Origin of the sequence: Curtobacterium sp. MCPF17_051 (assembly GCF_003234595.1) — a bacterium.
Taxonomy (GTDB): domain Bacteria; phylum Actinomycetota; class Actinomycetes; order Actinomycetales; family Microbacteriaceae; genus Curtobacterium; species Curtobacterium flaccumfaciens.
This window is the reverse complement of record NZ_QKSE01000001.1, coordinates 178,247-203,079: the sequence shown is the minus strand read 5'-3', so window position 1 is coordinate 203,079 and position 24,833 is coordinate 178,247. Positions and strand designations below refer to the sequence as shown.

Annotated in this window: 35 protein-coding genes; 1 reads left to right on the top strand and 34 read right to left on the bottom strand. The window is 68.5% G+C overall.

Annotated features, from left to right (window positions below; genetic code table 11):
- Positions 1-4 precede the first annotated feature (4 nt).
- The 11 genes from rplM to infA form a co-directional block, all read right to left on the bottom strand.
- A complete protein-coding gene (gene rplM / locus DEJ35_RS01070; protein ID WP_027466717.1) occupies positions 5-451 on the bottom strand; it encodes a 50S ribosomal protein L13 in 447 nt (148 codons plus the stop codon).
- A 329-nt stretch (positions 452-780) separates the two neighbouring features.
- On the bottom strand, positions 781-3,861 hold the full coding sequence (locus DEJ35_RS01065; protein ID WP_181435461.1) for an ExeM/NucH family extracellular endonuclease: 3,081 nt from the start codon (positions 3,859-3,861) through the stop codon (positions 781-783).
- 125 nt (positions 3,862-3,986) lie between these two features.
- Entirely contained in the window at positions 3,987-4,730 is a 744-nt protein-coding gene (locus tag DEJ35_RS01060) for an MBL fold metallo-hydrolase (protein WP_110859508.1), read from the bottom strand.
- Positions 4,727-5,635: a tRNA pseudouridine(38-40) synthase TruA gene (gene truA, locus DEJ35_RS01055; protein WP_110859507.1), complete on the bottom strand. Its 909-nt coding sequence runs from the start codon at positions 5,633-5,635 to the stop codon at positions 4,727-4,729. The genes DEJ35_RS01060 and truA overlap by 4 nt, the downstream gene beginning before the upstream one ends.
- A gap of 76 nt (positions 5,636-5,711) precedes the next feature.
- Positions 5,712-6,830, bottom strand: a complete 1,119-nt coding sequence (locus DEJ35_RS01050; RefSeq protein WP_110859506.1) for an aromatic acid exporter family protein — start codon at positions 6,828-6,830, stop codon at positions 5,712-5,714.
- Positions 6,831-6,971: 141 nt separating this feature from the next.
- Positions 6,972-7,550, bottom strand: a complete 579-nt coding sequence (gene rplQ / locus DEJ35_RS01045; RefSeq protein WP_110859505.1) for a 50S ribosomal protein L17 — start codon at positions 7,548-7,550, stop codon at positions 6,972-6,974.
- Between the two features lie 63 nt (positions 7,551-7,613).
- Positions 7,614-8,609: a DNA-directed RNA polymerase subunit alpha gene (locus tag DEJ35_RS01040; RefSeq protein ID WP_017885506.1), complete on the bottom strand. Its 996-nt coding sequence runs from the start codon at positions 8,607-8,609 to the stop codon at positions 7,614-7,616.
- Between the two features lie 205 nt (positions 8,610-8,814).
- The gene (gene rpsK, locus DEJ35_RS01035) at positions 8,815-9,213 is read right to left on the bottom strand and encodes a 30S ribosomal protein S11 (RefSeq protein WP_017885507.1); all 399 of its coding nucleotides are present in this window, start codon (positions 9,211-9,213) and stop codon (positions 8,815-8,817) included.
- Positions 9,214-9,222: 9 nt separating this feature from the next.
- Positions 9,223-9,597 (bottom strand): 30S ribosomal protein S13, encoded by a 375-nt coding sequence (rpsM, locus tag DEJ35_RS01030; protein ID WP_017885508.1) that lies wholly within the window; start codon positions 9,595-9,597, stop codon positions 9,223-9,225.
- Positions 9,598-9,783: 186 nt separating this feature from the next.
- Positions 9,784-9,900, bottom strand: a complete 117-nt coding sequence (rpmJ, locus tag DEJ35_RS01025) for a 50S ribosomal protein L36 (protein ID WP_022903266.1) — start codon at positions 9,898-9,900, stop codon at positions 9,784-9,786.
- Positions 9,901-9,970: 70 nt separating this feature from the next.
- Complete coding sequence (infA, locus tag DEJ35_RS01020) at positions 9,971-10,192, bottom strand: translation initiation factor IF-1 (RefSeq protein WP_017885509.1); 222 nt, start codon at positions 10,190-10,192, stop codon at positions 9,971-9,973.
- Between the two features lie 294 nt (positions 10,193-10,486).
- On the opposite strand from infA, the gene DEJ35_RS01015 reads away from it, so the two are divergent.
- A complete protein-coding gene (locus DEJ35_RS01015) occupies positions 10,487-11,782 on the top strand; it encodes an LCP family protein (protein ID WP_111191882.1) in 1,296 nt (431 codons plus the stop codon).
- Positions 11,783-11,925: 143 nt separating this feature from the next.
- Here DEJ35_RS01015 and map read toward each other — a convergent pair whose 3' ends face one another.
- The 23 genes from map to rpsJ form a co-directional block, all read right to left on the bottom strand.
- Positions 11,926-12,705 (bottom strand): type I methionyl aminopeptidase, encoded by a 780-nt coding sequence (map, locus tag DEJ35_RS01010; protein WP_250895737.1) that lies wholly within the window; start codon positions 12,703-12,705, stop codon positions 11,926-11,928.
- A gap of 59 nt (positions 12,706-12,764) precedes the next feature.
- Positions 12,765-13,355 (bottom strand): adenylate kinase, encoded by a 591-nt coding sequence (locus DEJ35_RS01005; RefSeq protein WP_111191881.1) that lies wholly within the window; start codon positions 13,353-13,355, stop codon positions 12,765-12,767.
- On the bottom strand, positions 13,352-14,674 hold the full coding sequence (gene secY, locus DEJ35_RS01000) for a preprotein translocase subunit SecY (RefSeq protein WP_027466722.1): 1,323 nt from the start codon (positions 14,672-14,674) through the stop codon (positions 13,352-13,354). Before secY ends, DEJ35_RS01005 begins: the two co-directional genes overlap by 4 nt.
- 147 nt (positions 14,675-14,821) lie before the next feature.
- Positions 14,822-15,286, bottom strand: a complete 465-nt coding sequence (gene rplO, locus DEJ35_RS00995) for a 50S ribosomal protein L15 (protein WP_017885514.1) — start codon at positions 15,284-15,286, stop codon at positions 14,822-14,824.
- Positions 15,283-15,468, bottom strand: coding sequence for a 50S ribosomal protein L30 (gene rpmD / locus DEJ35_RS00990; protein WP_017885515.1), 186 nt, complete (start codon positions 15,466-15,468; stop codon positions 15,283-15,285). The genes rplO and rpmD overlap by 4 nt, the downstream gene beginning before the upstream one ends.
- Positions 15,468-16,292 (bottom strand): 30S ribosomal protein S5, encoded by an 825-nt coding sequence (rpsE, locus tag DEJ35_RS00985; RefSeq protein WP_110859501.1) that lies wholly within the window; start codon positions 16,290-16,292, stop codon positions 15,468-15,470. The genes rpmD and rpsE overlap by 1 nt, the downstream gene beginning before the upstream one ends.
- Entirely contained in the window at positions 16,289-16,663 is a 375-nt protein-coding gene (gene rplR, locus DEJ35_RS00980; protein ID WP_027466725.1) for a 50S ribosomal protein L18, read from the bottom strand. The genes rpsE and rplR overlap by 4 nt, the downstream gene beginning before the upstream one ends.
- Positions 16,664-16,665: 2 nt before the next feature.
- Positions 16,666-17,202: a 50S ribosomal protein L6 gene (gene rplF, locus DEJ35_RS00975; protein ID WP_017885518.1), complete on the bottom strand. Its 537-nt coding sequence runs from the start codon at positions 17,200-17,202 to the stop codon at positions 16,666-16,668.
- Between the two features lie 6 nt (positions 17,203-17,208).
- The gene (rpsH, locus tag DEJ35_RS00970; protein ID WP_017885519.1) at positions 17,209-17,607 is read right to left on the bottom strand and encodes a 30S ribosomal protein S8; all 399 of its coding nucleotides are present in this window, start codon (positions 17,605-17,607) and stop codon (positions 17,209-17,211) included.
- A gap of 153 nt (positions 17,608-17,760) precedes the next feature.
- Positions 17,761-18,351, bottom strand: coding sequence for a 50S ribosomal protein L5 (gene rplE / locus DEJ35_RS00965; RefSeq protein ID WP_110859500.1), 591 nt, complete (start codon positions 18,349-18,351; stop codon positions 17,761-17,763).
- Positions 18,351-18,710 carry a 50S ribosomal protein L24 gene (gene rplX / locus DEJ35_RS00960; RefSeq protein ID WP_017885522.1) on the bottom strand — a complete coding sequence of 120 codons (360 nt, stop codon included), beginning with the start codon at positions 18,708-18,710 and terminating at the stop codon, positions 18,351-18,353. The genes rplE and rplX overlap by 1 nt, the downstream gene beginning before the upstream one ends.
- A 3-nt stretch (positions 18,711-18,713) precedes the next feature.
- On the bottom strand, positions 18,714-19,082 hold the full coding sequence (gene rplN / locus DEJ35_RS00955; RefSeq protein WP_017885523.1) for a 50S ribosomal protein L14: 369 nt from the start codon (positions 19,080-19,082) through the stop codon (positions 18,714-18,716).
- A 31-nt stretch (positions 19,083-19,113) separates the two neighbouring features.
- A complete protein-coding gene (rpsQ, locus tag DEJ35_RS00950) occupies positions 19,114-19,398 on the bottom strand; it encodes a 30S ribosomal protein S17 (protein WP_017885524.1) in 285 nt (94 codons plus the stop codon).
- The gene (gene rpmC / locus DEJ35_RS00945; RefSeq protein WP_017885525.1) at positions 19,398-19,718 is read right to left on the bottom strand and encodes a 50S ribosomal protein L29; all 321 of its coding nucleotides are present in this window, start codon (positions 19,716-19,718) and stop codon (positions 19,398-19,400) included. Before rpmC ends, rpsQ begins: the two co-directional genes overlap by 1 nt.
- Entirely contained in the window at positions 19,718-20,137 is a 420-nt protein-coding gene (rplP, locus tag DEJ35_RS00940) for a 50S ribosomal protein L16 (RefSeq protein WP_017885526.1), read from the bottom strand. Before rplP ends, rpmC begins: the two co-directional genes overlap by 1 nt.
- Positions 20,138-20,139: 2 nt before the next feature.
- Entirely contained in the window at positions 20,140-20,952 is an 813-nt protein-coding gene (gene rpsC / locus DEJ35_RS00935) for a 30S ribosomal protein S3 (RefSeq protein WP_017885527.1), read from the bottom strand.
- A complete protein-coding gene (gene rplV, locus DEJ35_RS00930; protein ID WP_035809257.1) occupies positions 20,952-21,344 on the bottom strand; it encodes a 50S ribosomal protein L22 in 393 nt (130 codons plus the stop codon). Before rplV ends, rpsC begins: the two co-directional genes overlap by 1 nt.
- Positions 21,345-21,369: 25 nt before the next feature.
- Positions 21,370-21,651 (bottom strand): 30S ribosomal protein S19, encoded by a 282-nt coding sequence (rpsS, locus tag DEJ35_RS00925; protein WP_017885529.1) that lies wholly within the window; start codon positions 21,649-21,651, stop codon positions 21,370-21,372.
- An 11-nt stretch (positions 21,652-21,662) separates the two neighbouring features.
- Positions 21,663-22,502, bottom strand: a complete 840-nt coding sequence (gene rplB, locus DEJ35_RS00920) for a 50S ribosomal protein L2 (RefSeq protein WP_027466728.1) — start codon at positions 22,500-22,502, stop codon at positions 21,663-21,665.
- Positions 22,503-22,520: 18 nt separating this feature from the next.
- A complete protein-coding gene (rplW, locus tag DEJ35_RS00915; protein ID WP_027466729.1) occupies positions 22,521-22,820 on the bottom strand; it encodes a 50S ribosomal protein L23 in 300 nt (99 codons plus the stop codon).
- Positions 22,817-23,476 carry a 50S ribosomal protein L4 gene (gene rplD / locus DEJ35_RS00910; RefSeq protein ID WP_027466730.1) on the bottom strand — a complete coding sequence of 220 codons (660 nt, stop codon included), beginning with the start codon at positions 23,474-23,476 and terminating at the stop codon, positions 22,817-22,819. The genes rplW and rplD overlap by 4 nt, the downstream gene beginning before the upstream one ends.
- Before the next feature lie 2 nt (positions 23,477-23,478).
- Positions 23,479-24,135 carry a 50S ribosomal protein L3 gene (gene rplC / locus DEJ35_RS00905; RefSeq protein ID WP_027466731.1) on the bottom strand — a complete coding sequence of 219 codons (657 nt, stop codon included), beginning with the start codon at positions 24,133-24,135 and terminating at the stop codon, positions 23,479-23,481.
- A gap of 12 nt (positions 24,136-24,147) precedes the next feature.
- On the bottom strand, positions 24,148-24,456 hold the full coding sequence (gene rpsJ, locus DEJ35_RS00900) for a 30S ribosomal protein S10 (RefSeq protein ID WP_017885534.1): 309 nt from the start codon (positions 24,454-24,456) through the stop codon (positions 24,148-24,150).
- Positions 24,457-24,833 lie beyond the last annotated feature (377 nt).

Below are 24,833 nucleotides of genomic sequence, written 5' to 3'. Positions count from 1 at the left end.
GGAACTACTGTGCGACCTGGTCGAAGATGTACGGCTTGGGCTGCTGCGCGGCGTGCGGGTGCTCCGCGCCGGCGTAGACCTTCAGCTTCTTGAGCTGCTCGCGGCCGAGGGTGTTCTTCGGCAGCATGCCGCGGATCGCCTTCTCGACGGCGCGGGTGGGGTGCTTCTCGAGCATCTCCGGGTAGGAGGTCGCCGTCAGGCCGCCCGGGTAGCCCGAGTGACGGTAGTAGACCTTCTTCGCGAGCTTCGAACCGGTCAGGGCGACCTTGTCGGCGTTCACGATGATGACGAAGTCACCCATGTCCATGTGCTGGGCGAAGGTGGCCTTGTGCTTGCCGCGCAGGAGCGCCGCGGCGTGGGTGGCGAGACGGCCGAGGACGACGTCGGTGGCGTCGATGACGATCCAGTCGTGCTGGACGTCTGCCGGCTTCGGTGAGAACGTGCGAGTCACAGGAGTGCTGCTTTCGTGTCGAGGTGAGGAGTCCGTGAATCCCACTCCGGTCGGGAGTTCCACGGGCAGAAGCACGGGGAACACCTCTGTTGGAGGGCTCATCTGACTGTCCGCGCGCGGGGCGCACAGACCAAGGTGAGAGCTTAGCCGACGCGGGGTACGTCGGTCAAACGCGCCCCGCTGTCGGCCTGGAGGCGCGGGGCGGCCCGCACCGTGCCTCCCGTCCGCCCTGGGGCCGGCCCCACCGCCCATGGTGTGCAGGAACGGTCGGGTCCCCACTGCGGACCCGACCGTTCCTGCACACCACCCACCCCCGTGGGGCGTGGGGACTACTCCGCAGCCACAGCCCGACGTCGGCGACGCACGACCAGCACACCCGCACCCGCCGCGAGCAGCAGGAACGCCACCACCGCACCGGCACCGAGGCCCGCAGCACCCGTGAACGCGAGCTGCCCATCCGTGGTGATCGTGATCGGGGTCCACCCGATCAACGACCCGTCCGCAGCCGTCACCACCAACCGGTGCACCCCAGCCGCGGTGCCCGCCGGGATCGTCACCCGCACCGTCCCGTCCGCAGCCACCACCGCGGTCCCGATCAGCGTCGGGGTCGAGAACAGCCACACGTTCACCGTGTCACCGGCCGACGCGGTGCCGACCGTCACCGTGATCGTCTCCCCCGCACGAGCCGACGACGGAGCCGACACCCCACCACGGCTCGCCTCCGTCAACAGCGACACCGACGGCGCCACCGGAGCAACCGGGGCAACCGGCGGCGTGCTCCCGTCGACCGGCGGCACCGGGGCCGGCGTCGGGTTCGGCACCGGCGTCGGGGTCGGAACCGGCGTCGGGTCCGTGCCCGGGTCGGTGCCCGCGGCGTCCAGGTCGAACCCGACCAGGATCGGGTCGTGGTCGCTCGCCCGGTACACGTCGTCGTTGTACAGGTTCGTCGCGTTGTAGTTGTAGCGGCTGTACTCCAGGCCCACCGACTCGATCGAGTTGATGTTCCAGATGTCCACGCCCGTGACCGTCTCGAGCGCGGCCTTCGACGCGAACACGTGGTCGAGCGAACCGCTCAGGCCGGAGAACACGTACGAGTACTCGGTACTGTCGAGCGCCGGGCCGAGGTCGGTGTAGCCGGCCTCGTCGAGGACCACCACCGGGTCCTCCTTGCTGTACGCGTTGAAGTCGCCGAGCATGAACACCTTGTCGGTGCCGTACTGCTCCTGCATGTCGGTGGAGAACGTCACGAGGGCCTTCGCCTGCTCGACGCGGTCGGCGTTCGACGCCCCCTGTCCGTCGCCCTGATCGGCGTTCTCGCCGGTGCCGGAGCCCTTCGACTTGAAGTGGTTCGCGATCACCAGGAAGTCGTCGTCCGCGGTGCCGCCGACCGGGCGGAACGCGTCCGCGACGGGCTGGCGGGCGTTCGTGAACGCGTCGTGGAGCAGGATCGTCGACTCGCCGACGGGCTCGACGCGGTCCTTCTTGTAGATGATGGCGAGGCGGATGACGTCTTCGCTCGCGGGCACGACGGCCGGGGACTTCGCGTAGGCCCAGGTGTCCTGGCCGGTGGCGGCGTTGAGCGCGTCGACCAGGGTGGCCACGGCGGCGTCGCGGTCCTGACCGAAGCGGACGGAGTTCTCGATCTCCTCGAGCGAGACGACGTCGGCGTCCAGGCCGTTGATCGCCTTGACGATCTTGACCTGCTGGCGCAGGAAGTCCTCCTCCTCGGCGGCACCGCGGGCATCGCAGCCCGAGTTCACCGTGACGGGGTCTCCGGCACGGTCCGTGTAGTACTTGCAGCCGGTGAGCTCGTCGCCCGTGGTCGGGAAGTAGTTGAGCACGTTGAAGCCGGCGAGCTTCAGGTCACCACCGACGTCCTGCGGTGCCGGCTGGCGCACCTTCGAGAACGACGCCGGCAGCTCGGCGGCCGGGGTCGCACCCGTGATCGGCGCGGTCGGCTGGAACTTCCACCCGTTGTTGCGGTAGTCGAGGACGACCGGCTCGGTGAAGGTGGCTGCGGCCCCGACGGTGACCGGGCCCTGGGTGAGCCACGACACGGGGATGCCCTGGTTCGCCTGGGTCAGGAAGTTGGTGCTCGCACCGTCGTCGAGCGTGACCTTGCGCGCGGCGTTGTCGGCCTCGACGGCCTTCGCCTCGGCGCTGCCCGGTCGGCCGACCTCGGTCGGCTGGACCAGGCGCTTCGTGCCGCTGGCGAGCACGACCTCGCCGTACTGGTTCGTCGTGTAGTTGTCCGCGACGGTGTACGCCCCCTGGGGAGCGACGAGCATGCTCTCGAGCGACTCGCGCTGGGCGTCGGACGACGGGAACGCGACCGCGGCCGGCTGCGGTGCCGCGACGGGGTCGGTCAGCTGCTGCACCGACGAGGCCCCGGACACCGTGAGCTCGGTCAGGCCGAAGTACTCGGAGACGGCGCCGGTGACTCGCACGTGGTCGCCCTCGTGCACCAGCCCGGCGGTGGCGGACGAGAAGACGAACACGGCGTCGGACGCGGTGTGGGCGGCGAGGTCGATCGCGCCGCCGGTGCCCGGGGTCTGGATCGTGTAGCCGTTGAAGCCGCCGGTGCCGTAGACCGCGGTGACGACGCCGTCCGTCGTGACGTTCTTGCCGACGTACGGCGAGGTGTCCGTGGTGCCCTGCAGCTGGGCGATGGTCACCGTCTCGGCGGGGGTGCCGGGCGTCGGGGTCCCGCCGTCACCCGGGTCGGTCGGTTCCGTGGGCTCGGTCGGTGCCGTCGTCTCGCCCGCGGCGTTCCGCGGGGTGAGCGTCGTCGTCACCGAGAAGTCCGCACCGTTGACGTCGGTGTCCGTGGTGCCCTGGCGGACCAGGCCGTTCGGCACGGAGTTGTCCCCGGTCACGGTGCGCACGGCCGACTCGAACGTGTTCGAGGCGCCGTAGCCGAGCAGGTCGACCACGCCGTCGGTGCCGGTGGCGACGGGTCCGGCGGCGAGTGCCAGGGGTGCGGTGGCGTCGGACAGCACGAGCGTGCCGGTGGTACCCGATGGGTTGAGCGTCGCGGTGTCGTCGGCGGCGGGCAGGTCCTCGCCGGCGGGGGTGGCCCCGCCGTTGCCCGCCATCGACACCAGGAAGGTGCCCTTCGCCGGCACGGTGCCCTGGAGCGCACTGGCCGAGAACGTGCCGGTGCCCGTGGCCGACCGGTACTGCAACGACCACCCGTCGAGCGACACGGCGGCGTCGGTCGGGTTGCCGATCTCGACGAACTTCTCGTTGTAGAACGCGCCCTTGCTCCCCGCCTTCAGGTAGGCCTCCTCGATGACGAGGTCGGTCCCCTCGGGGTTCGCGGTCGCTGCGGTGACGGTGACGAGTGGAGCCGCGAGGAGCGTCGCGGCCGCCGTGGCGCACAGCAGAGTGCGCCCGAGGGTGTTGGCCATGACCGCACGCTACCGACCTGCGGGGACATTCAGGTTGCGTCGAGGTAAATGATTGCGTTCGGCAACATCAGCCGATCGCGCGGCATCAGCCGATCGCGTTCTGCGGCACAGCCGATCGCGCGGCATCAGCCGAACGGCAGCCACGTCCCACCCACACGTCGGACGGCCGGTCCGTGTCCCGGCAGCACGAGAGCCGGGAACGGCAGCGCCCGTGCGGACTCGAGCGCGCGGTCCTGGTCGGCGGTGAAGAACGGTGTGATCATCCGCGGGCGCGGGGCCCACGACCCCGGCTGGGTGTCGTGCCGACTGACGACGGCGTCGCCGGTGACGATCGCGTCCGCCGCGGGCAGCAGGTAGGCGGTCGAGCCGTCGGTGTGGCCGACGGCCGGGAACGGCGAGATCGCCCGACCCGCGAAGTCCGCACCGGTGAACGCGCGAGCGGACGGCACGGTGGTGGGCCGCAGGGCGTCGGATCGGATCGCCCGCACCAGCCAGGCGAGCACACGGGGGCTGGCGAGCCGGCCGCCGATCTCCGCCGGGGTGACCTGCTGCCGCTCCGGTCCGCGCACGTTGGCGAGCTCGTCGGCGTGGGCGAGCACCTCGACGTCGGGGTACCGCTCGAGGATCCCGGGGATGCCGCCGACGTGGTCGACGTGTCCGTGCGTCACGTAGACGCGACGGAGATCGGCGGGGTCGTGTCCGGCGGCGCGCACGGTGTCGAGCACGAGGTCGGTGTCGGCCGGGTACCCGGCGTCGATCAGCGCGACGCCGTCCTCCTCCGCCAGCACCACCCAGTTGGACACCGGACCCTCGACGAAGACGACTCCGGGGGCGACGGACACGACGGAACGGGGTTCGCGCGGGCTCATCCCTCGACGCTACCGTCCACCGACCGTCGGGCCCGGGTCTGCTCCGCCCGCTCCGCGAGCTCCGCGTCCGCCGGGTACCCCACCTCGGTCAGGGTCAGTCCCTTCGCCGGCGCCGTCTTGAAGGCGCTCGTGCGTTCCTCGGCGACGCGGAGTTCCTCGAGGCGGTCCGGGCCGAAGCGGCCCTCGCCGACGGCGATGGTCGCGCCGACCATCGCCCGGACCATGGAGTGGCAGAAGGCGTCGGCCTGGAGGCGCGCCACCAGCACGCCGTCCGGCTCGCGGTCCCAGCGGAACTGCTGCAACGTCCGGATGGTCGTCGCCCCCTCGCGCGGCTTGCAGAACGTCGCGAAGTCGTGCAGCCCGAGCAACGTCAGCGCACCGCGCTCCATCGCTGCCGGGTCGAGCCGCGCCGCGTGCCAGACCGTGTGCCCGCGCCGACGTGGATCGCGCGGGGCGTCGGCGTCCGCGATCCGGTACTCGTACCGGCGCCAGAGCGGGGAGAACCGGGCGTCGAACCCGGCGGGCGCCACCGAGGCACCGGTGACGACGACGTCCCCCTCGGGTGCTGCGATGCCGTTGACCCGCTTGACCAGCCCGTCGAGCGGTGAGCGACCCGTCCCGCGCTTGGCGGTGAGCGCTGCCCACTGCTCCGCCGACAGGTCCAGGTGTGCGACCTGCCCCGTGGCGTGCACCCCGGCGTCGGTGCGTCCGGCGACGGTGAGCAACGGCGGTTCGCCCCAGCGGGTGAAGACGGTGGCGAGTGCGCTCTCGAGCGCGCCCTGCACCGTCCGGAGCCCGGGCTGCCGAGCCCACCCGGAGAACGCCGCCCCGTCGTAGGCGATGTCCAGTCGCAGCCGCACGTCACCCGTGCTGTCGGGGTCCTGGAAGCCGACCGTCTCGTCCACGTGACCACCGTAGCGGGGGTGATCCGTGCCTCCCGGCCCGCGCTCGGTCCGCCGGACGGCGACCGCCCGCACCCCTTCAGCCGCGCGGACGGCCGAACGCCGACGGACCGGTCCGGGTGTCGAGGTCGTCGGTGGCGCGCCGCTCGGACTCGACGATCCCGCGCAGGGCGACGAGCGCGGCCGAGGTGACCGCGACGTGGGAGGGGTTCTCACGCGATTCGTCGAGCGCGGTCTCGAGTCGTGCGATGGCCGCTTCGGCCTGGTCCTCCGGGGAGTCACCGCGGATCGTGCTGGCGATCTTCCGCAGCGCTTCGGCGATGGGGGTGGCGAACGCGGGGTCCGGACGCCCGACACCCTCGGAGACCGGACCGGAGCGCGCCACGAGCTCGGTGAGGTCGGTCGTGTACCAGGCGACGCGCTCCAGTGCCCGGAAGCGTCCGCCGTCCTTCTGGAGCCGCGCTCGCGACCCACGCAGTGCCCCACGGGGGTTGAGCCGGCGGCTCTCGTGCGCGATCGCCACCCGCGACCGGACGTCCGCGATCGCGCGGTCCAGGCGGTCCTGCTGGTGGTCCCACGCCTTCTCGTCGCGCTTGCCCTCCTCGAGCACGGCTGCCAGCCCGTCGAGGTGGTCCGCCAGCACACCGTTCACCGCGTCGATGCGGTGTTCGGCGTCCCAGAAGTGCAGCGGCGGGAACACCAGGAAGTTGACCAGCAGCCCGACGACGACACCCACGGCCATCTGCACGAGGTACCCGAGCGAGTAGCCCTCGGCGTGCGCGCCGCCGACGAGCAGCACGAAGAGCGCCGCGGTCGACACCCACGAGCTCCCCTCCCCCAGCACGCGGAACCCGCCGACCAGCACCCCGACGCCGACCGCGAGCGCGATCGCGAGGAAGCCGGGATCGCCGACCCACATCGTGAACGCGGCGATGAGGATGCCGAGGGCGATCCCGACCAGGGTCTGCACACCGCTCCGGATGCCCGCGAACACCGTGGTCTGCATCGCGACGACGGCGCCGAGTGGCGCGTAGTACGGGTACTCGGCCGCGACGCCCGGGATGTGCTGCGCCACGAGCCAGGCGATCACCGCAGCGGCGGCGGCCTTGCCGGCGTGCAGCAGGCGCGGCTGCGTGCCCGAGGTCCGGCTCCACCGCCAGACCCGTGTCCCCAGACCCGCAACGTGCTGGAACGCCATGACTTCCTTCCCTGTCGTACCGGTCGGCCACCCTACGCGGCGCGTCGCTCGTGCCGTGGAGTCCGTGCACGCGAGGAAGCCCCCGCGACCTGGGTCGCGAGGGCTTCCTCGTGGTGGTGCGGCGCCCCGGAGGGCACCGGACTACTTGGTGTCGGCGTCGTCCGACTTCTCGGCGGCGTCGGCCTCGACCTCGGCAGCAGCCTCGGTCTCGGACTCGGTCTCGACCGGGGCGGACTCCTCGGTGGTCTCGGTCTCCTCGACCGGGGCCTCCTCGGCGGTCTCGTCAGCGGCGGGCTCGTCGACCGGGGCGGCAGCAGCGGCCGGAGCCGAGTTGCGCTTGACCGGAGCGGGCGTGCTCGAGACGGGCTCGAGGACGAGCTCGATCGACGCCAGCGGAGCGTTGTCGCCCTTGCGGAAGCCGAGCTTCGTGATGCGGGTGTAACCGCCCTGGCGGTCCTCGACCTGGGGGGCGATCTCGGTGAACAGCGTGTGCACGACGGACTTGTCGCGCAGGATGCTGATCACACGACGACGCGCGTGCAGGTCGCCCCGCTTCGCGAACGTGATGAGACGCTCGGCGACCGGGCGGAGGCGCTTGGCCTTCGTCTCGGTGGTCGTGATGCGACCGTGCGTGAAGAGGGCGTTGGCGAGGTTGCTCAGGAGCAGGCGCTCGTGGGCGGGACCGCCACCGAGGCGGGGGCCCTTGGTGGGCTTCGGCATGTCAGTTCTCCAGTGGTGAAAGTGGTGCGCGCGGTGTCAGCGCGCTTGCGCGTGAGCGCGAGGTCAGTTGTTGGACTCGTCCTCGTCGTACCCGCTGTAGAAGTGGGCGCCGTCGAATCCGGGGACGGTGTCCTTGAGGGACAGGCCGAGCTCGGTGAGCTTGTCCTTGACCTCGTCCACCGACTTCTGACCGAAGTTGCGGATGTTCATGAGCTGCGTCTCCGACAGGGCGACGAGCTCGGACACCGTGTTGATGCCCTCCCGCTTCAGGCAGTTGTAGCTGCGGACCGACAGGTCGAGGTCCTCGATCGGGGTCTGCAGTTCGTTCGAGAGCACGGCGTCGACCGGCGCGGGGCCGATCTCGATGCCCTCGGCCGCCGTGTTGAGCTCGCGAGCGAGCCCGAACAGCTCGACCAGCGTGCGGCCGGCCGACGCGATGGCGTCGCGCGGCGTGATGGCCGGCTTCGCCTCGACGTCGACGACCAGGCGGTCGAAGTCCGTGCGCTCACCGGCACGCGTCGCCTCGACGCGGTAGGTGACCTTGAGGACCGGCGAGTAGATCGAGTCGATCGGGATCTGACCGGCTTCGCTGAACTCGGAACGGTTCTGCGTCGCCGAGACGTAGCCACGGCCACGCTCGATCGTGAGCTCGAGCTCGAACCGCGCGGTGTCGTTCAGGGTCGCGATGACGAGTTCCGGGTTGTGGATCTCGACGCCGGCCGGAGCGGAGATGTCCGCTGCGGTGACCTGACCGGCACCCTGCTTGCGCAGGTACGCCGTGATGGGCTCGTCGTGCTCGCTGGAGACGACCAGGCTCTTGATGTTGAGGATGATCTCGGTGACGTCTTCCTTGACACCGGGAACGGTGCTGAACTCGTGGAGGACGCCGTCGATGCGGATGCTGGTGACAGCCGCGCCGGGGATCGAGGAGAGGAGCGTGCGGCGCAGCGAGTTGCCGAGGGTGTAACCGAAGCCCGGCTCGAGCGGCTCGATGACGAAGCGCGAGCGGTGCTCGGAGATCGGCTCCTCGGTCAGGGTGGGGCGCTGTGCAATGAGCACTGTGGGATTCCTTTCGGCGAAGTGTCCGCTATATGACACTTGGCGGTACGACGGGGCCGCATGGGCCCCGACGGGTCTGTTGAGTTGTGATCACGCGCACACACGTGCGCGATCGAACGACCAGGAATGGCCGCGGGCCCTGCCCGCCCTCGCCGGAACGGATCCGGTCAGGGGACGAGCAGGGCGCGGCCGGTTGCTCCTCGCGTCAGACGCGACGGCGCTTGGGCGGGCGGCACCCGTTGTGCGCCTGCGGCGTGACGTCGTTGATCGAGCCGACCTCGAGGCCAGCGGCCTGGAGCGAGCGGATCGCGGTCTCGCGACCCGAACCCGGGCCCTTCACGAAGACGTCGACCTTCTTGACGCCGTGCTCCTGCGCCTGACGCGCAGCGGACTCGGCGGCGAGCTGCGCCGCGAACGGCGTCGACTTGCGCGAACCCTTGAAGCCCACGGCACCCGAGGACGCCCAGCTGAGGACGGCACCCGACGGGTCGGTGATGCTGACGATCGTGTTGTTGAACGTGCTCTTGATGTGGGCCTGGCCCACAGCGACGTTCTTCTTCTCCTTGCGGCGCGGCTTGCGCGCGGCAGTCTTGGGGGTAGCCATCGGGGTCTCCTATCGAGCCTTCTTCTTGCCTGCCACGGTGCGCTTCGGTCCCTTGCGGGTACGAGCGTTGGTCTTGGTGCGCTGACCGCGCACCGGGAGACCACGACGGTGGCGGAGACCCTCGTAGCTGCCGATCTCGACCTTGCGGCGGATGTCGGCGGCGACCTCACGGCGGAGGTCACCCTCGACCTTGAAGTTGCCCTCGATGAAGTCACGGAGGGCGACGAGCTGGTCGTCGGTCAGGTCCTTGACGCGGATGTCACCGGAGATACCGGTCTCCGTCAGTGCCTGGACGGCGCGGGTACGGCCGACGCCGTAGATGTACGTGAGTGCGATCTCCACGCGCTTCTCGCGCGGGATGTCGACGCCTGCTAGACGTGCCATGTGATGGCTGCTCCTGTTGTCGATGGAGGTGTGGCGCAGTACCGGTGCTCGGGCCTCCGCCCCGAGGTGTCCCCCGGCCGTCGTGCGACCGGGTTCTGGTACTGCGTTGTCGATCTTCAGTTGTGGGTCGTGCTCGAGCAGCCTGGTGTCCGATGGACACCGTCGGCGCCGGTCACGCGCCCGGGACTAGCCCTGGCGCTGCTTGTGACGCGGGTTGCTCTTGCAGATCACCATGACGCGGCCCTTGCGGCGAATCACGCGGCAGTGTTCGCAGATGGGCTTGACGCTGGGGTTGACCTTCATGGTTCTTTCCTCGTGCTCGCTGGCTTCGTGCTCGGCAGGATTGCCGTGCCGTTCCTTTCCAGCTCGCGGATCACTTGTAGCGGTAGACGATCCGGCCGCGGGTCAGGTCGTACGGGCTCAGCTCCACGATCACGCGGTCCTCGGGGAGGATGCGGATGTAGTGCTGGCGCATCTTCCCGGAGATGTGCGCGAGGACCTTGTGTCCGTTCGTCAGCTCAACGCGGAACATCGCGTTGGGCAGAGCTTCGAGCACCGAGCCTTCGATCTCGATGACGCCGTCTTTCTTGGCCATAGCCTCACTGTCGCTTGGTTGTGGAACTGGTGTGATCCCCGAACCGGTCTGCGGGTCGGTCGCCACACCCGAGAGGGCATGACACACCAAAGATCGATCTTATGTGGTAAACCCGCAATTGCCAAGTGGGGACGCGGAACACCCCACGTCTGGGGCTTCCGGAGCCGTGCCTGAGCGTTCCACAGTGGTTTGACGGCGCGCTCCGGGCGCGCACTTGCGCGCGAACCGTAGTTTTGCTCCGCAGCCACGTCCGCCGCACCAGCAGCTCGCGCCGGACCACCGAACGGAGAACACGTGCCCGACGCCACCCGACGCCCCTTCGCCAGCCACGGCAAGCAGGCCCGTCGTCGGGGTTGGGGCACGCTCGTCACCGTCGTCGCGGCCGCCGTCGCCGTCCTGCTCGTCAGCGGCACGAGCGTCGCCGCGATCGCAGGCGCGCAGCTCGCCGCCGCGCCGCAGACGGTCGCACTCAGCACCGACGACCAGAACACCGCCAAGACCGCGGACATCTCGGCGATCAAGGGCGGAGCGAACATCCTGCTCATCGGCAGCGACACGCGGGTCGGCCAGTTCGACTCCGACGAGGACGTCGAGGGCGCCCGCAACGACGTCACGATGCTCATCCACATCTCGGCGGACCACCAGCAGCTCACCGCGGTCAGCTTCCCCCGCGACCTGATGGTCCCGATCCCGGCCTGCACCAACCCCGCGACCGGCAGGACCTACCCCGCGTCCACCTCGGCGATGTTCAACACCGCGCTCGGCAACGGCGGTGTCTCCTGCGTCGTGGACACGGTCGAGAACCTGACCGGCCTGAGCATCCCCTACGCCGGGCTCATCACCTTCGACGGCGTGATCGAGATGTCGAACGCCCTCGGCGGCGTGGACGTGTGCGTTGCCGAGCCGATCGACGACACCTTCACCGGCCTGCACCTCACGACGGGCTCGCACTCCCTCGAGGGCTCGGACGCACTCGCCTTCCTGCGCACCCGCCACGGGGTCGGCGACGGCAGCGACCTCGCCCGCATCAGCTCGCAGCAGGTGTTCCTGTCGGCGCTCCTCCGCAAGGTCACCTCGGACGGCACGCTCTCGAACCCGATCACGCTCTACAAGCTGGCCGGCGCCGCCCTGTCCAACATGACGCTGTCCGACGGCCTGGCCCAGACCGGCACCCTGGTCAAGCTCGCCTCGGCGCTGCGCGGGATGAGCACGGCCAACATGCTCTTCGTGCAGTACCCGGTGGCCGACGACCCCGCCGACGATGCCCGGGTGATCGTCGACCAGGAGACGGCCCACACCCTGAACGTGGCGCTGCAGAACGACGTCCGGTCCTCGCTGAGCGACTCGAGCACCGGTCGCGCGTCCGAGGAGTCGCCGTCCAGCGGCGGGACGTCGAGCAGCACCGGGTCGTCCGGGACCTCGGGTCCGTCCGGCACCTCGGGTTCGTCAGGGACTTCGTCGTCCGCCGACGTGCCATCGGCGGCGCCGAGCGCCACCGCCACTCGGACGCCGACCGCGTCGGCGACGCCGCTGCCCTCGTCGATCACCGGGCAGAGCGCCTCCGAGGAGACCTGCTCCGTCGGCAACTGACACGACGCCACGGCGTCCGTCGGGCACTGATCGGATGGGTCCACCCGACGTGGGCGACACGGTGGACGCCAGCCGGGCCTCCCGGCCGTCGCATCGTGCAGATCCGCCGAGCGTGGGCACGGGATCCGGACCGGAGGCCCGTCCTACGGGATCGGGACGGGCGTCACACCCAGCGGGGCCAGGCCCCGAGCGCCGCCGTCGGCGGCCGTGAGCACCCAGATCCCAGCCGCGTGCACCGCGACACTGTGCTCCCAGTGCGCGGCGTCGGAGCCGTCGAGCGTCCGGACCGTCCAGTCGTCGTCGTCCGTCGAGCTGTCGATCGTGCCGGCCGTGACCATGGGCTCGATGGCGACCACCAGCCCCGGCTTGACGGCAGGGCCGGCGCCACGGACGCGGTAGTTGAAGACCGGCGGGTCCTCGTGCATCGACCGGCCGATGCCGTGACCGGTGTAGTCCTCGACGATGCCCCACGCGCCGGTCTCGTCGATCGCGTCTTCCACAGCGGAGCCGACCTCGTGCAGGTTCTTCGCGTGGGCGAGCGCGGCGATGCCGTGCCAGAGCGACCGCTCGGTCGTGTCGCAGAGCGTCTGCCGGGCCGCGGTGACCGTGGCGTCGCCACCGGGCACGACGGTCGTGAACGCGCTGTCACCGTTCCAGCCGTCGACCTCGGCGCCGGCGTCCACCGACACGATGTCGCCGGGCGCGAGCACGCGCTCTCCGGGGATCCCGTGCACGATCTCGTCGTTCACCGACACGCACAGCGTGTGGCGGTAGCCGGGCACGAGCTGGAAGTTCGGGATCCCACCGCCGTCACGGATGGTGCGCTCGGCGATCGCGTCGAGTTCGCCGGTCGTGATGCCCGGGCGGATCGCTGCCCGGACGGCGTCGAGCGCCTCGGCGGTCAGCAGGCCCGGCCGGACCATCGCCCGGAGCTCGTCCGGGGTCTTGTAGATCGAGGGCTTCTTGAACCGCACCACGCTGGTCAGACGGTCGCGGAGAGCCCGCGGCCCGCCAGTGCCGTCTGGATGCGGTCGCCGACCTCGTCGATCGCTCCGAGGCCGTCGACGTCGACCACCAGGCCACGCTCGCCGTACGCCGCCACGATGGGCGCCGTCTGCTCGGCGTACACCTGCTGACGACGACGGATCGTCTCCTCGTTGTCGTCGCTGCGACCCTGGTCCTCGGCACGCTTGAGCAGGCGCCCGACGAGCTCGTCCTGGTCGGCGACGAGCTGCACGACGGCGTCGATCGCGGTGCACTGCTCGGCGAGCAGCGCGTCGAGGTACTCGACCTGACCGACCGTGCGCGGGTACCCGTCCAGCAGGAACCCGCGCTCGGCGTCGGGCTCCCGCAGGCGGGACTTCACGAGCTCGTTCGTCAGGGAGTCCGGCACGTAGTCGCCGGCGTCCATGATCGCCTTCGCCTGCACGCCGAGGGGCGTGCCCTCTGCCACGTTCTTGCGGAAGATGTCCCCGGTCGAGATCGCGGGGATCCCGAAGGAGTCCGCGATGCGGCCGGCCTGGGTGCCCTTCCCGGCTCCGGGAGGTCCGACGATGATGAGACGTGCGCTCAACGGAGAAGCCCTTCGTAGTGACGCTGCTGCAGCTGCGAGTCGATCTGCTTCACGGTCTCGAGACCGACACCCACGATGATGAGGATGCTCGCGCCACCGAACGGGAAGTTCTGGTTCGCGCCGAACAGCGCCAGTGCTGCCAGCGGGATGAGCGCGATGAGACCGAGGTAGAGCGAGCCGGGCAGCGTCACCCGGGTGAGGACGTAGTCGAGGTACTCGGCGGTCGGACGACCGGCACGGATGCCGGGGATGAACCCGCCGTACTTCTTCATGTTGTCGGCGACCTCTTCGGGGTTGAAGGTGATCGCCACGTAGAAGTACGTGAACCCGACGATGAGCAGGAAGTACAGGACCATGTAGAACCAGTTGTCACCCGAGGTCAGGTTGTTCTGGATCCAGGTCACCCAGGCTGCCGGCTCGGAGCCGTCCGAGGGCTGGTTGAACTGCGCGATCAGGGCCGGCAGGTACAGCAGCGACGAGGCGAAGATGACGGGCACGACGCCGGCCATGTTCACCTTGATCGGGATGTAGGTGTTGTTGCCGCCGTACGTCCGCCGCCCGACCATGCGCTTGGCGTACTGCACGGGGATCCGCCGCTGTGACTGCTCGACGAACACGACGGCCATCATGATCACGAGTCCGACCAGGATCACGAACAGGAAGAGCTCGAACGACTGCGACTGCTCGATCGCCCAGAGCGCCGACGGGAACTGCGCCGCGATCGACGTGAAGATCAGGAGCGACATGCCGTTGCCGATGCCGCGCTCGGTGACGAGCTCGCCCATCCACATGATGAGGCCGGTGCCGGCGGTCAGCGTGACGACCATCAGCATGATGGCGTACCAGCTGTCGTTCGAGATGATCGAGGTGCAGGACGCGGAGGCGTTCGTGCCGAACAGGGCGCCGGAGCGAGCGACCGTAATCAGCGTCGTGGACTGCAGGACACCGAGCGCGATCGTGAGGTAGCGCGTGTACTGCGTCAGCTTCGCCTGGCCCGACTGGCCCTCCTTGTAGAGGGTGTCGAAGTGCGGGATGACCACACGCAGGAGCTGCACGATGATCGACGACGTGATGTACGGCATGATGCCGAGCGCGAAGACCGAGAGCTTCAGCAGCGCGCCGCCGGAGAAGAGGTTGATGAGGTCGTAGAGCCCGCCGGAGGACGACGCGCTGGCGAGACAGCTCTGCACGGCGGCGTAGTCGACGAACGGTGCCGGGATGTACGACCCGAGACGGAACAGCGCGATGATCGCGAGGGTGAAGCCGATCTTCTTGCGAAGATCAGGGGTGCGCATGATGCGCGCGACCGCTCTGAACACGATGACTCCGAACTTGTGGGACCGGGGCCGTCGATCGCGGCCGGACCGGTTTCGGTCGGCAGGGCCGACCCGGCTGGCGGATGCCGGCCACTGTCAAGGAAACCGTAACGGCGGCCCGTGCGCAAACGCACGGGCCGCCGACGGGGGTTACTGGGAGACGGTGCCGCCAGCAGCCACGATCTTCTCGGCGGCGGACGCCGAGACCTTGTCGACCGCGACCGTGATCTTCACGGTGATGTCACCCTGACCGAGAACCTTGACCTTCTCGTTCTTGCGGACGGCGCCCTTGGCGACCAGGCCCGCAACGGTGACGTCGCCACCGTCGGGGTAGAGCTCCGAGATCTTGTCCAGGTTCACGACCTGGTACTCGACCCGGAACGGGTTCTTGAACCCGCGGAGCTTCGGGGTGCGCATGTGCAGCGGCATCTGCCCACCCTCGAAGCCGACCCGGACCTGGTAACGGGCCTTCGTGCCCTTGGTACCACGCCCAGCGGTCTTGCCCTTCGAGCCCTCACCGCGACCCACACGGGTGCGGTCCTTCTTGGCGCCCTCTGCGGGACGGAGGTGGTGCAGCTTCAGCACCTGCACGCGCTCGTTCTTCTCGTCGCTCATGCGTCGACCTCCTCGACCTTCACGAGGTGCGCCACCGTCGCGATGTACCCGCGGTTCTGGGAGTTGTCCTCACGCTCGACCGAACGGCCGATGCGCTTGAGGCCCAGGCTGCGCAGGGTGTCGCGCTGGTACTGCTTCTCGCTGATAACGGACTTGATCTGCGTGATCTTCAGCATCGCCATCACGCACCTGCCTTCTCGGTCGCGGCACGCAGGGCTGCGGCCTCGGCCTGGAGCAGACGGGCCGGGACGACCCGCTCGACGTCGAGGCCACGACGGCTCGCGACGGCGCGGGGCTCCTCGAGCTGCTTCAGGGCCTCGACGGTCGCGTGCACGATGTTGATGGTGTTCGACGAGCCGAGCGACTTGCTCAGGACGTCGTGGATGCCGGCGCACTCGAGCACGGCGCGGACCGGACCACCGGCGATGACACCGGTACCGGGGCCGGCCGGACGCAGGAGGACGACGCCAGCGGCGGCTTCACCCTGCACCGGGTGCGGGATCGTGTTACCGACGCGGGGGACGCGGAAGAAGTTCTTCTTCGCCTCTTCGACACCCTTGGAGATCGCCGTGGGGACCTCCTTGGCCTTGCCGTAGCCGACGCCCACGAGGCCGTTGCCGTCACCGACGACGACGAGCGCCGTGAAGCTGAAGCGACGACCACCCTTGACGACCTTCGAGACGCGGTTGATGGTCACCACGCGCTCGAGGAACTGGCTGTCGCCACCGCGGTTGTTGCGGTCGCGGCCCTGCTGACGGTCACGACCGCCACCACGACGGCCACGGTTGTCGGCGGAGTCGCGGTTGTTGGACGCGGAGCCCGCGGCGGTCTCGACCGGACGCTCGGCGACGGCAGGTGCCTCCGCCTCCTTGCCGGTCTTGGCGCCCTCGGTGGTCGCCTCGGCGGTTGCCTCGGTGGCCGTGGCCTCCGTGCTCGCCTCGGTGGTCTCCGTGGCCTCGACGGCCTCGGTCTTGGCGTCTTCGTTGGTGTTCGCGTTGTCGCTCACAGGTTCAGCCCTCCTTCACGGGCACCATCGGCGATCGCGGCGACGCGACCGGCGTACTTGCTGCCACCGCGGTCGAAGACCACGGCCTCGACGCCAGCCGACTTCGCGCGCTCGGCGAGGAGCTCACCGACGCGACGGGCCTTGGCGGTCTTGTCGCCGTCGAACGAGCGGAGGTCTGCCTCCATCGTCGAGGCGCTGGCGAGGGTGTGACCCTTCGAGTCGTCGATGACCTGCACGAACACGTGACGCGACGAGCGGGTGACGGCGAGACGGGGACGAGCCTCGGTGCCAGTGATCTTCTTGCGGAGACGGTTGTGACGACGCGCCTTGGCGGCCGCCTTGCTCTTGCCTCGTGTCTTGAGGAGTCCCATGATCACTTACCTGACTTTCCGGCCTTGCGGCGCACGTTCTCGCCGGCGTAACGGACACCCTTGCCCTTGTAGGGCTCGGGCTTCCGGAGCTTCCGGATGTTCGCGGCGACCTCGCCGACAGCCTGCTTGTCGATACCGGCCACGGTGACCTTGTTGTTGCCCTCCACCGCGAAGCTGATGCCCGCCGGCGGCTCGACCGTGATCGAGTGGGAGTACCCGAGCGCGAACTCGAGGTTCGAGCCCTTGGCCGCGACACGGTAACCGGTGCCGACGACCTCGAGGCCCTTGGTGTAGCCCTGGGTCACGCCGATGATGTTGTTGGCGATGAGGGTCCGGGTCAGTCCGTGGAGCGAACGCGACTCGCGCTCGTCGTCCGGACGGGTGACGAGGACCTGGTTCTCCTCGACCTTGGCCTGGATGGGCTCGGCGATGACGAGCGCGAGCTCGCCCTTCGGGCCCTTGACCGCCACGTTCTGACCGTCAACGGAGACGGTGACGCCGGCGGGGATGTCGATGGGGAGACGTCCGATTCGTGACATTGTCGATCACCACACGTAGGCGAGGACTTCCCCACCCACGCCCTTCTGCTCGGCTTCGCGGTCGGTCAGGAGGCCGGAGGAGGTCGAGAGGATCGCCACGCCGAGGCCACCGAGGACCTGGGGGATCTCCGTCGACTTCGCGTAGACCCGGAGGCCCGGCTTCGAGACGCGCTTGATGCCGGCGATCGAACGCTCGCGCTCGGGGCCGTACTTCAGGTCGATGGTGAGGGTCTGCCCGACTCGGGCGTCCTCCACCTTCCACTCGCTGATGTAGCCCTCACGCTTGAGGATGTCGGCGATGTTCTTCTTGAGCTTGGAGCTCGGGAGCGCGACTGCGTCGTGGTGCGCGGAGTTCGCGTTCCGCAATCTGGTCAGCATGTCTGCGACCGGATCGGTCATCGTCATGATGTTCGTCCATTTCTCGCCTGGTTTCGACACCCGTTCCACGAATGCCGACCTGAGCGATCGAGTGATCCCGGGGCGGTTCCCCGAGATCGGTGTGTTCGTGCGTGCGGGCCGGAGGACGTGAATCCTCCGGCCCGCACCGCCCGAAGTAGTTTAGACCGTCTGCTCGTTGGAGCGGAACGGGAAGCCGAGCTGGCGGAGCAGCGCGCGTCCCTCGTCGTCCGTCTTCGCGGTGGTCACGACAGTGATGTCGAAGCCGCGGACACGGTCGATGCGGTCCTGGTCGATCTCGTGGAACACGGACTGCTCCGTGAGACCGAACGTGTAGTTGCCGTTGCCGTCGAACTGCTTGTCGCTGAGACCGCGGAAGTCGCGGATGCGGGGCAGTGCGAGCGTGACCAGGCGGTCGAGGAACTCCCACGCGCGGTCACCGCGGAGGGTGACGTGCGCGCCGATGGCCTGACCCTCGCGCAGCTTGAACTGTGCGATGGACTTGCGGGCGATGTTGACCTGGGGCTTCTGACCCGTGATCGCCGTGAGGTCCTTGATGGCCCCCTCGATGATCTTGGAGTCACGAGCGGCCTCACCGACACCGGTGTTCACGACGACCTTGACCAGGCCGGGGACCTGGTTGACGTTCGCGTAACCGAACTGCTCGGTGAGGGCCGACTTGATCTCGGCCAGGTACTTCTGCTTGAGGCGCGGCTGGATCTTGCCAGCGGGCGCAGCAGTCGTGTCAGTCATCAGAGCTTCTCACCAGACTTCTTCGCGTAGCGGACACGGACGGTCTTCTTGACGCCGTCCTTCTCCACCTCTTCGGTGCGGAAGCCGACACGCGTCGGCTTCTTCGTCTTCGGGTCGACGAGTGCGACGTTCGAGACGTGGATCGAGGCTTCGTGCTGCTCGATGCCACCGGTCTTCGAACCACGCTGCGTCTGACCGACGCGGACGTGCTTCGTGACGAAGTTCACGCCCTCGACGACGACGCGGTTCTTGTCCTTGAGGACCTCGATGACCTTGCCCTGCTTGCCACGGTCGCCGCCACGCTCCTGCGTCGCGCCCGTGATGACCTGGACGAGGTCACCCTTCTTGATGTTCGCCATGGCTTACAGCACCTCCGGCGCGAGCGAGATGATCTTCATGAACTTCTTGTCACGGAGCTCGCGACCGACCGGACCGAAGATGCGCGTACCGCGCGGGTCGCCGTCGGCCTTGAGGATCACTGCCGCGTTCTCGTCGAACTTGATGTAGGAGCCGTCCTGACGACGGGTCTCCTTCTTGGTGCGAACGATGACCGCCTTGACGACGTCACCCTTCTTCACGTTGCCGCCGGGGATGGCGTCCTTCACCGTGGCGACGATGACGTCACCGAGGCCGGCGTAGCGACGACCCGAGCCACCGAGCACGCGGATGGTCAAGATCTCCTTGGCACCCGTGTTGTCGGCGACCTTCAGGCGGGATTCCTGCTGAATCACTGCTGTCTCCTATTCCGAAGCAGGCCGAGGCCTACTTGGCCTTCTCGAGGATCTCGACCAGGCGCCAGCGCTTGGACGCGCTGAGGGGACGGGTCTCGCTGATCACGACGAGGTCGCCGACACCAGCGGTGCCGAGCTCGTCGTGGGCCTTCACCTTGGACGTGCGACGGATGATCTTGCCGTAGAGCGCGTGCTTCACGCGGTCCTCGACCTCGACCACGATGGTCTTGTCCATCTTGTCGCTCGTCACGTAGCCGCGACGCGTCTTGCGGTAGCCGCGAGTGAGGGCGGCGGAGTTCTTCTCTTCGTTCGCCATTACTTCTCCTCGGCGGTCTCGGCCTCGGTCGACTCGGCCGGCTTGTCAGCCTTCTTCGTCGTCTTCTTGGCCTTCGGGGCGGTCTCGACGGGCGCGGGAGTGGCACGGATGCCGAGCTCGCGCTCGCGGAGGACGGTGTAGATGCGGGCGATGTCGCGCTTGACGGCACGGAGACGACCGTGGCTCTCCAGCTGGCCGGTGGCCGACTGGAAGCGGAGGTTGAAGAGTTCCTCCTTGGCCTTCTTCAGCTCGTCAGCGAGACGCTCGTTCTCGAACGTGTCGAGCTCCGTCGGACGGAGCTCCTTGGAACCGATCGCCATTATGCGTCGCCCTCCTCGCGCTTGATGATGCGTGCCTTGAGGGGCAGCTTGTGGATTGCACGAGTCAACGCCTCACGGGCGATCTCCTCGCTGACGCCGGAGAGCTCGAAGAGCACCCGGCCCGGCTTCACGTTCGCGACCCACCACTCGGGCGAACCCTTACCGGAACCCATGCGGGTCTCGGCGGGCTTCTTGGTCAGCGGACGGTCCGGGTAGATGTTGATCCAGACCTTGCCACCACGCTTGATGTGACGCGTCATGGCGATACGAGCGGACTCGATCTGACGGTTGGTCACGTACGCCGGGGTGAGGGCCTGGATGCCGTAGTCGCCGAAGCTGACCTTGGTACCACCGGTGGCCTGACCCGAACGCTTCGGGTGGTGCTGCTTGCGGTGCTTGACTCGACGGGGAATAAGCATGGTTACGCCTCAACTCCTGCGCCGGCCGGCGCGTCCTGCGGGGCCTGCTGCGGGCGACGGTCACCGCGGTCGCCGCCACGACGGTCGCCGCCACGGTCGCCACGCTCACCGCGCGGGCCGCCACGACGCTCGGGGCGCGACGAACGCTGGTTCGCCTGCTCGCGAGCGAGCTCCTTGTTCGTGATGTCGCCCTTGTAGATCCAGACCTTCACGCCGATGCGGCCGAACGTGGTCCGGGCCTCGTAGAAGCCGTAGTCGATGTTCGCGCGGAGGGTGTGCAGCGGCACACGGCCTTCGCGGTAGAACTCCGAACGCGACATCTCGGCGCCGCCGAGACGGCCCGACACCTGGATGCGGACACCCTTGGCGCCGGCGCGCTGTGCACCCTGCAGGCCCTTGCGCATGGCGCGACGGAACGCGACACGAGCGGAGAGCTGCTCGGCGATGCCCTGCGCGACGAGCTGGGCCTCGGTCTCGGGGTTCTTGACCTCGAGGATGTTCAGCTGGATCTGCTTCTTGGTGAGCTTCTCGAGCTCACCGCGAACGCGCTCCGCCTCGGCGCCGCGGCGGCCGATGACGATGCCCGGACGAGCCGTGTGGATGTCCACGCGGACACGGTCACGGGTGCGCTCGAGCTCGATGCGTGCGACACCGGCGCGGTCGAGGGTCTTCTTCAGGTACTCGCGCACCTTGATGTCCTCGGCCACGTAGTCGGCGTAGCGCTGACCGGCCTTCTTGCTGTCGGTGAACCAGTGCGAGACGTGGTCCGTCGTGATCCCGAGACGGAAGCCGTACGGGTTGACCTTCTGGCCCATTACTTGCTCGCCTTCTTGCTCGTCGCGGCAACCTCGGCCTCGTCGGGCGTCGCGAGGACGACCGTGATGTGGCTGGTGCGCTTGTTGATGCGGAAGGCGCGGCCCTGGGCGCGCGGCTGGAACCGCTTCAGGGTCGTGCCCTCGTCGACGAAGACGCGGCTCACGTAGAGGTCGCGCTCGTCGAGGAAGCTGTTCGTCGAGTCCGCCTTGACCCGTGCGTTCGCGATCGCCGAGGCGACCAGCTTGTACACGGGCTCCGAAGCGCCCTGGGGGGCGAACTTCAGGATGGCGAGGGCCTCGTGGGCCTGCTTGCCGCGGATCAGCTCGATGACGCGACGGGCCTTCTGAGGCGTGACGCGGATGTGTCGCACGCGTGCGATCGACTCCACCATTTCGTTCCTCCTCTGCGTCGCCGCCTCAGCGGCGACGGCCCTTCTTGTCGTCCTTCACGTGACCACGGAAGGTGCGGGTCGGCGCGAACTCGCCGAGCTTGTGACCGACCATCGACTCGGTGACGAACACCGGGATGTGCTTGCGGCCGTCGTGGACGGCGATGGTGTGCCCGAGCATGTTCGGGACGATCATCGACCGACGCGACCACGTGCGGATCACGTTCTTGGTGTTGGCCTCGTTCTGCGTGACGACCTTGCGGAGCAGGTGCTCGTCGACGAAGGGGCCCTTCTTCAGACTGCGTGGCATCTTCTGAACTCCTACTTGCGCTTCTTGCCGGCGTTACGGCGACGGACGATGAGCTTGTCGCTCGGCTTGTTCGGCTTGCGCGTACGGCCCTCGGACTGACCCCAGGGGCTGACCGGGTGACGACCACCGGAGGTCTTGCCCTCACCACCACCGTGCGGGTGGTCGACCGGGTTCATGGCGACACCACGGACGGTCGGGCGGACGCCCTTCCAGCGCATGCGGCCGGCCTTGCCCCAGTTGATGTTCGACTGCTCGGCGTTGCCGACCTCGCCGATCGTGGCGCGGCAGCGTGCGTCGACGTTGCGGACCTCGCCCGACGGCAGACGGAGCTGCGCGTAGGGGCCGTCCTTGGCGACGAGACGCACCGAGGCGCCGGCGGAGCGAGCCATCTTGGCGCCGCCACCGGGGCGGAGCTCGATGGCGTGCACGACCGTACCCACTGGGATGTTGCGCAGCGGCAGGTTGTTGCCGGGCTTGATGTCGGCGCCGGGACCCTGCTCGATGACGTCGCCCTGCTTGAGCTTGTTCGGCGCGATGATGTACCGCTTCGTGCCGTCCACGTAGTGCAGGAGCGCGATGCGCGCAGTGCGGTTGGGGTCGTACTCGATGTGAGCGACCTTGGCGTCGACGCCGTCCTTGTCGGAGCGACGGAAGTCGATCACGCGGTACTGGCGCTTGTGGCCACCACCGATGTGACGCGTGGTGATGCGGCCGGAGCTGTTGCGACCACCGGTCTTCGGCAGCGGACGAAGCAGGGACTTCTCCGGAGTCGAACGGGTGATCTCAGCGAAGTCTGCGACCGACGAGCCGCGACGACCGGGGGTCGTCGGCTTGTAGTTACGAATAGCCATGATTTATCCCTCTGGTCCTCAGCCGACAGCCGTGAAGATGTCGATCGAACCGGACTTGAGCGTCACGATGGCGCGCTTGGTGTCCTTGCGCTTGCCGAGACCGAACTTGGTGCGACGGGTCTTGCCCGGGCGGTTCAGCGTGTTGATGCTCGCGACCTTGACGTCGAAGATCTTCTCGATGGCGAGCTTGATCTCGGTCTTGTTCGAGCGGGGGTCCACGATGAACGTGTACTTGCCCTGGTCGATGAGCGCGTAGCTCTTCTCCGAGACGACCGGCGAGATGATGACGTCGCGCGGGTCCTTGTTGAAGCCGCTCATGCGGTGATCTCCTTCGCGGTCTTCGACGCGATGAAGGCGTCGAGGGCGCTCTTGCTGAAGACGACGGCGTCCGAACGCAGCACGTCGTAGGCGTTGAGCTGGCCGTACGAGAGCGCGTGGACGTTCGACAGGTTGCGGATCGACTTGAGCGTCAGCTCGTCGTCCGTCTCGAGCACGACGAGCACGTTCTTGACGGGCGCGACCTTCTCGAGGAGCGTGCGGGCGGTCTTGGTCGACGGCAGTTCAGCCGCGACGAAGCCCTCCACAGCGGAGATGCGGCCACCGCGTGCACGGTCCGAGAGCGAGCCGAGCAGAGCAGCGGCGATCATCTTCTTCGGGGTGCGCTGCGAGTAGTCGCGCGGGGTCGGTCCGTGGACGACGCCACCGCCGGTGTGCTCCGGAGCACGGACGGAACCCTGACGGGCGCGGCCGGTGCCCTTCTGCTTGAACGGCTTGCGACCGGCACCGCGGACTTCGCCGCGGTTCTTGGTCTTGTGGGTGCCCTGACGCGCGGCTGCGAGCTGCGCGGTGACGACCTGGTGGATCAGCGGGACGTTGGTCTCGACGTCGAAGAGAGCTGCGGGGAGCTCGACGGTGCCGGACTTGGCACCCGATGCGTCGAGGACGTCGATCGTGGTTGCGGTCGTGGTGGCCATGATCACTTACCCTTCACGGCGGTGCGGACGAAGACGGAGCGGCCACGAGCACCGGGGACGGCGCCCTTGACGAGCAGCAGACCCTTCTCGGCGTCGACGGCGTGCACCGTGAGGTTGAGGACGGTCACGCGGTCGCCACCCATACGACCGGCCATGCGCATGCCCTTGAAGACGCGCGACGGGGTCGAGGAAGCACCGATCGAGCCGGGCTTGCGGTGGTTGCGGTGCGCACCGTGCGAGGCACCGACGCCGTGGAAGCCGTGGCGCTTCATGACACCGGCGAAGCCCTTGCCCTTGGAGGTACCGACGACGTCGACCTTCTGGCCCGCCGTGAACGTGCCGTCCACGGTGAGCTCCTGGCCGAGCGTGTACTCAGCGGAGTCGTTGGTACGGATCTCGGTGAGGGTGCGACGCGGGGTCACGCCAGCGGCCTCGAAGTGGCCAGCGGCCGGCTTGTTGACCTTGCGCGGGTCGATGGCGCCGGCGGCGATCTGGATCGCCTCGTAGCCGTCGCGCTCAGCGTTGCGGATCTGGGTGACCACGTTCGGGCCGACCTCGATCACGGTGACGGGGATGAACTTGTTGTTCTCGTCCCACACCTGCGTCATGCCGAGCTTCTTGCCGAGGAGGCCCTTGACGGTCTTGGTTGAGTTCGCCATTGGTCAGCCCCCTTACAGCTTGATCTCGATGTTGACGTCTGCCGGCAGGTCGAGTCGCATGAGCGAGTCCACGGCCTTCGGCGTCGGGTCGACGATGTCGATGACCCGCTTGTGCGTGCGCTTCTCGAAGTGCTCGCGCGAGTCCTTGTACTTGTGAGGGGAACGGATCACTGCGATCACGTTCTTCTCGGTGGGGAGCGGCACCGGGCCGACCACGGTTGCACCGGCACGGGTCACCGTGTCGACGATCTTCCGGGCCGACGTGTCGATGACCTCGTGGTCATACGACTTGAGCCGGATGCGGATCTTCTGTCCCGCCATGTGTCTCTTGTCCTCTCTGCGCCGCGCACCCTCTGGCCGCCTGACGCCGCTCGGTTCCGCATTCCTGCGGACCGTGCTGTTTTCCTGAACCAACCGGCCGCATCCACTGGGGATGACCGCTGTTCACCTGTCAACCTCGCGGGCGACCGTGGCCGTCCAGCGTGGGCAATCGACTGCCTCGTGATCCGGGCGCAGCAGTGGTGCACCGCGTCCGTCACATCTCGGGGAGTCGTGTTCTGCTGCCTGCGGCCCAACCCAGCCCTGCTGAACAAGGGGGTTGTGCACTGCCAGAGCAGTGATCCTGTGGGCATGCACCCACGGGGAATTCGGAACCGGACAAGTCTCGCATAGCCCCGGCCCACGTGCAACCCGGGCGT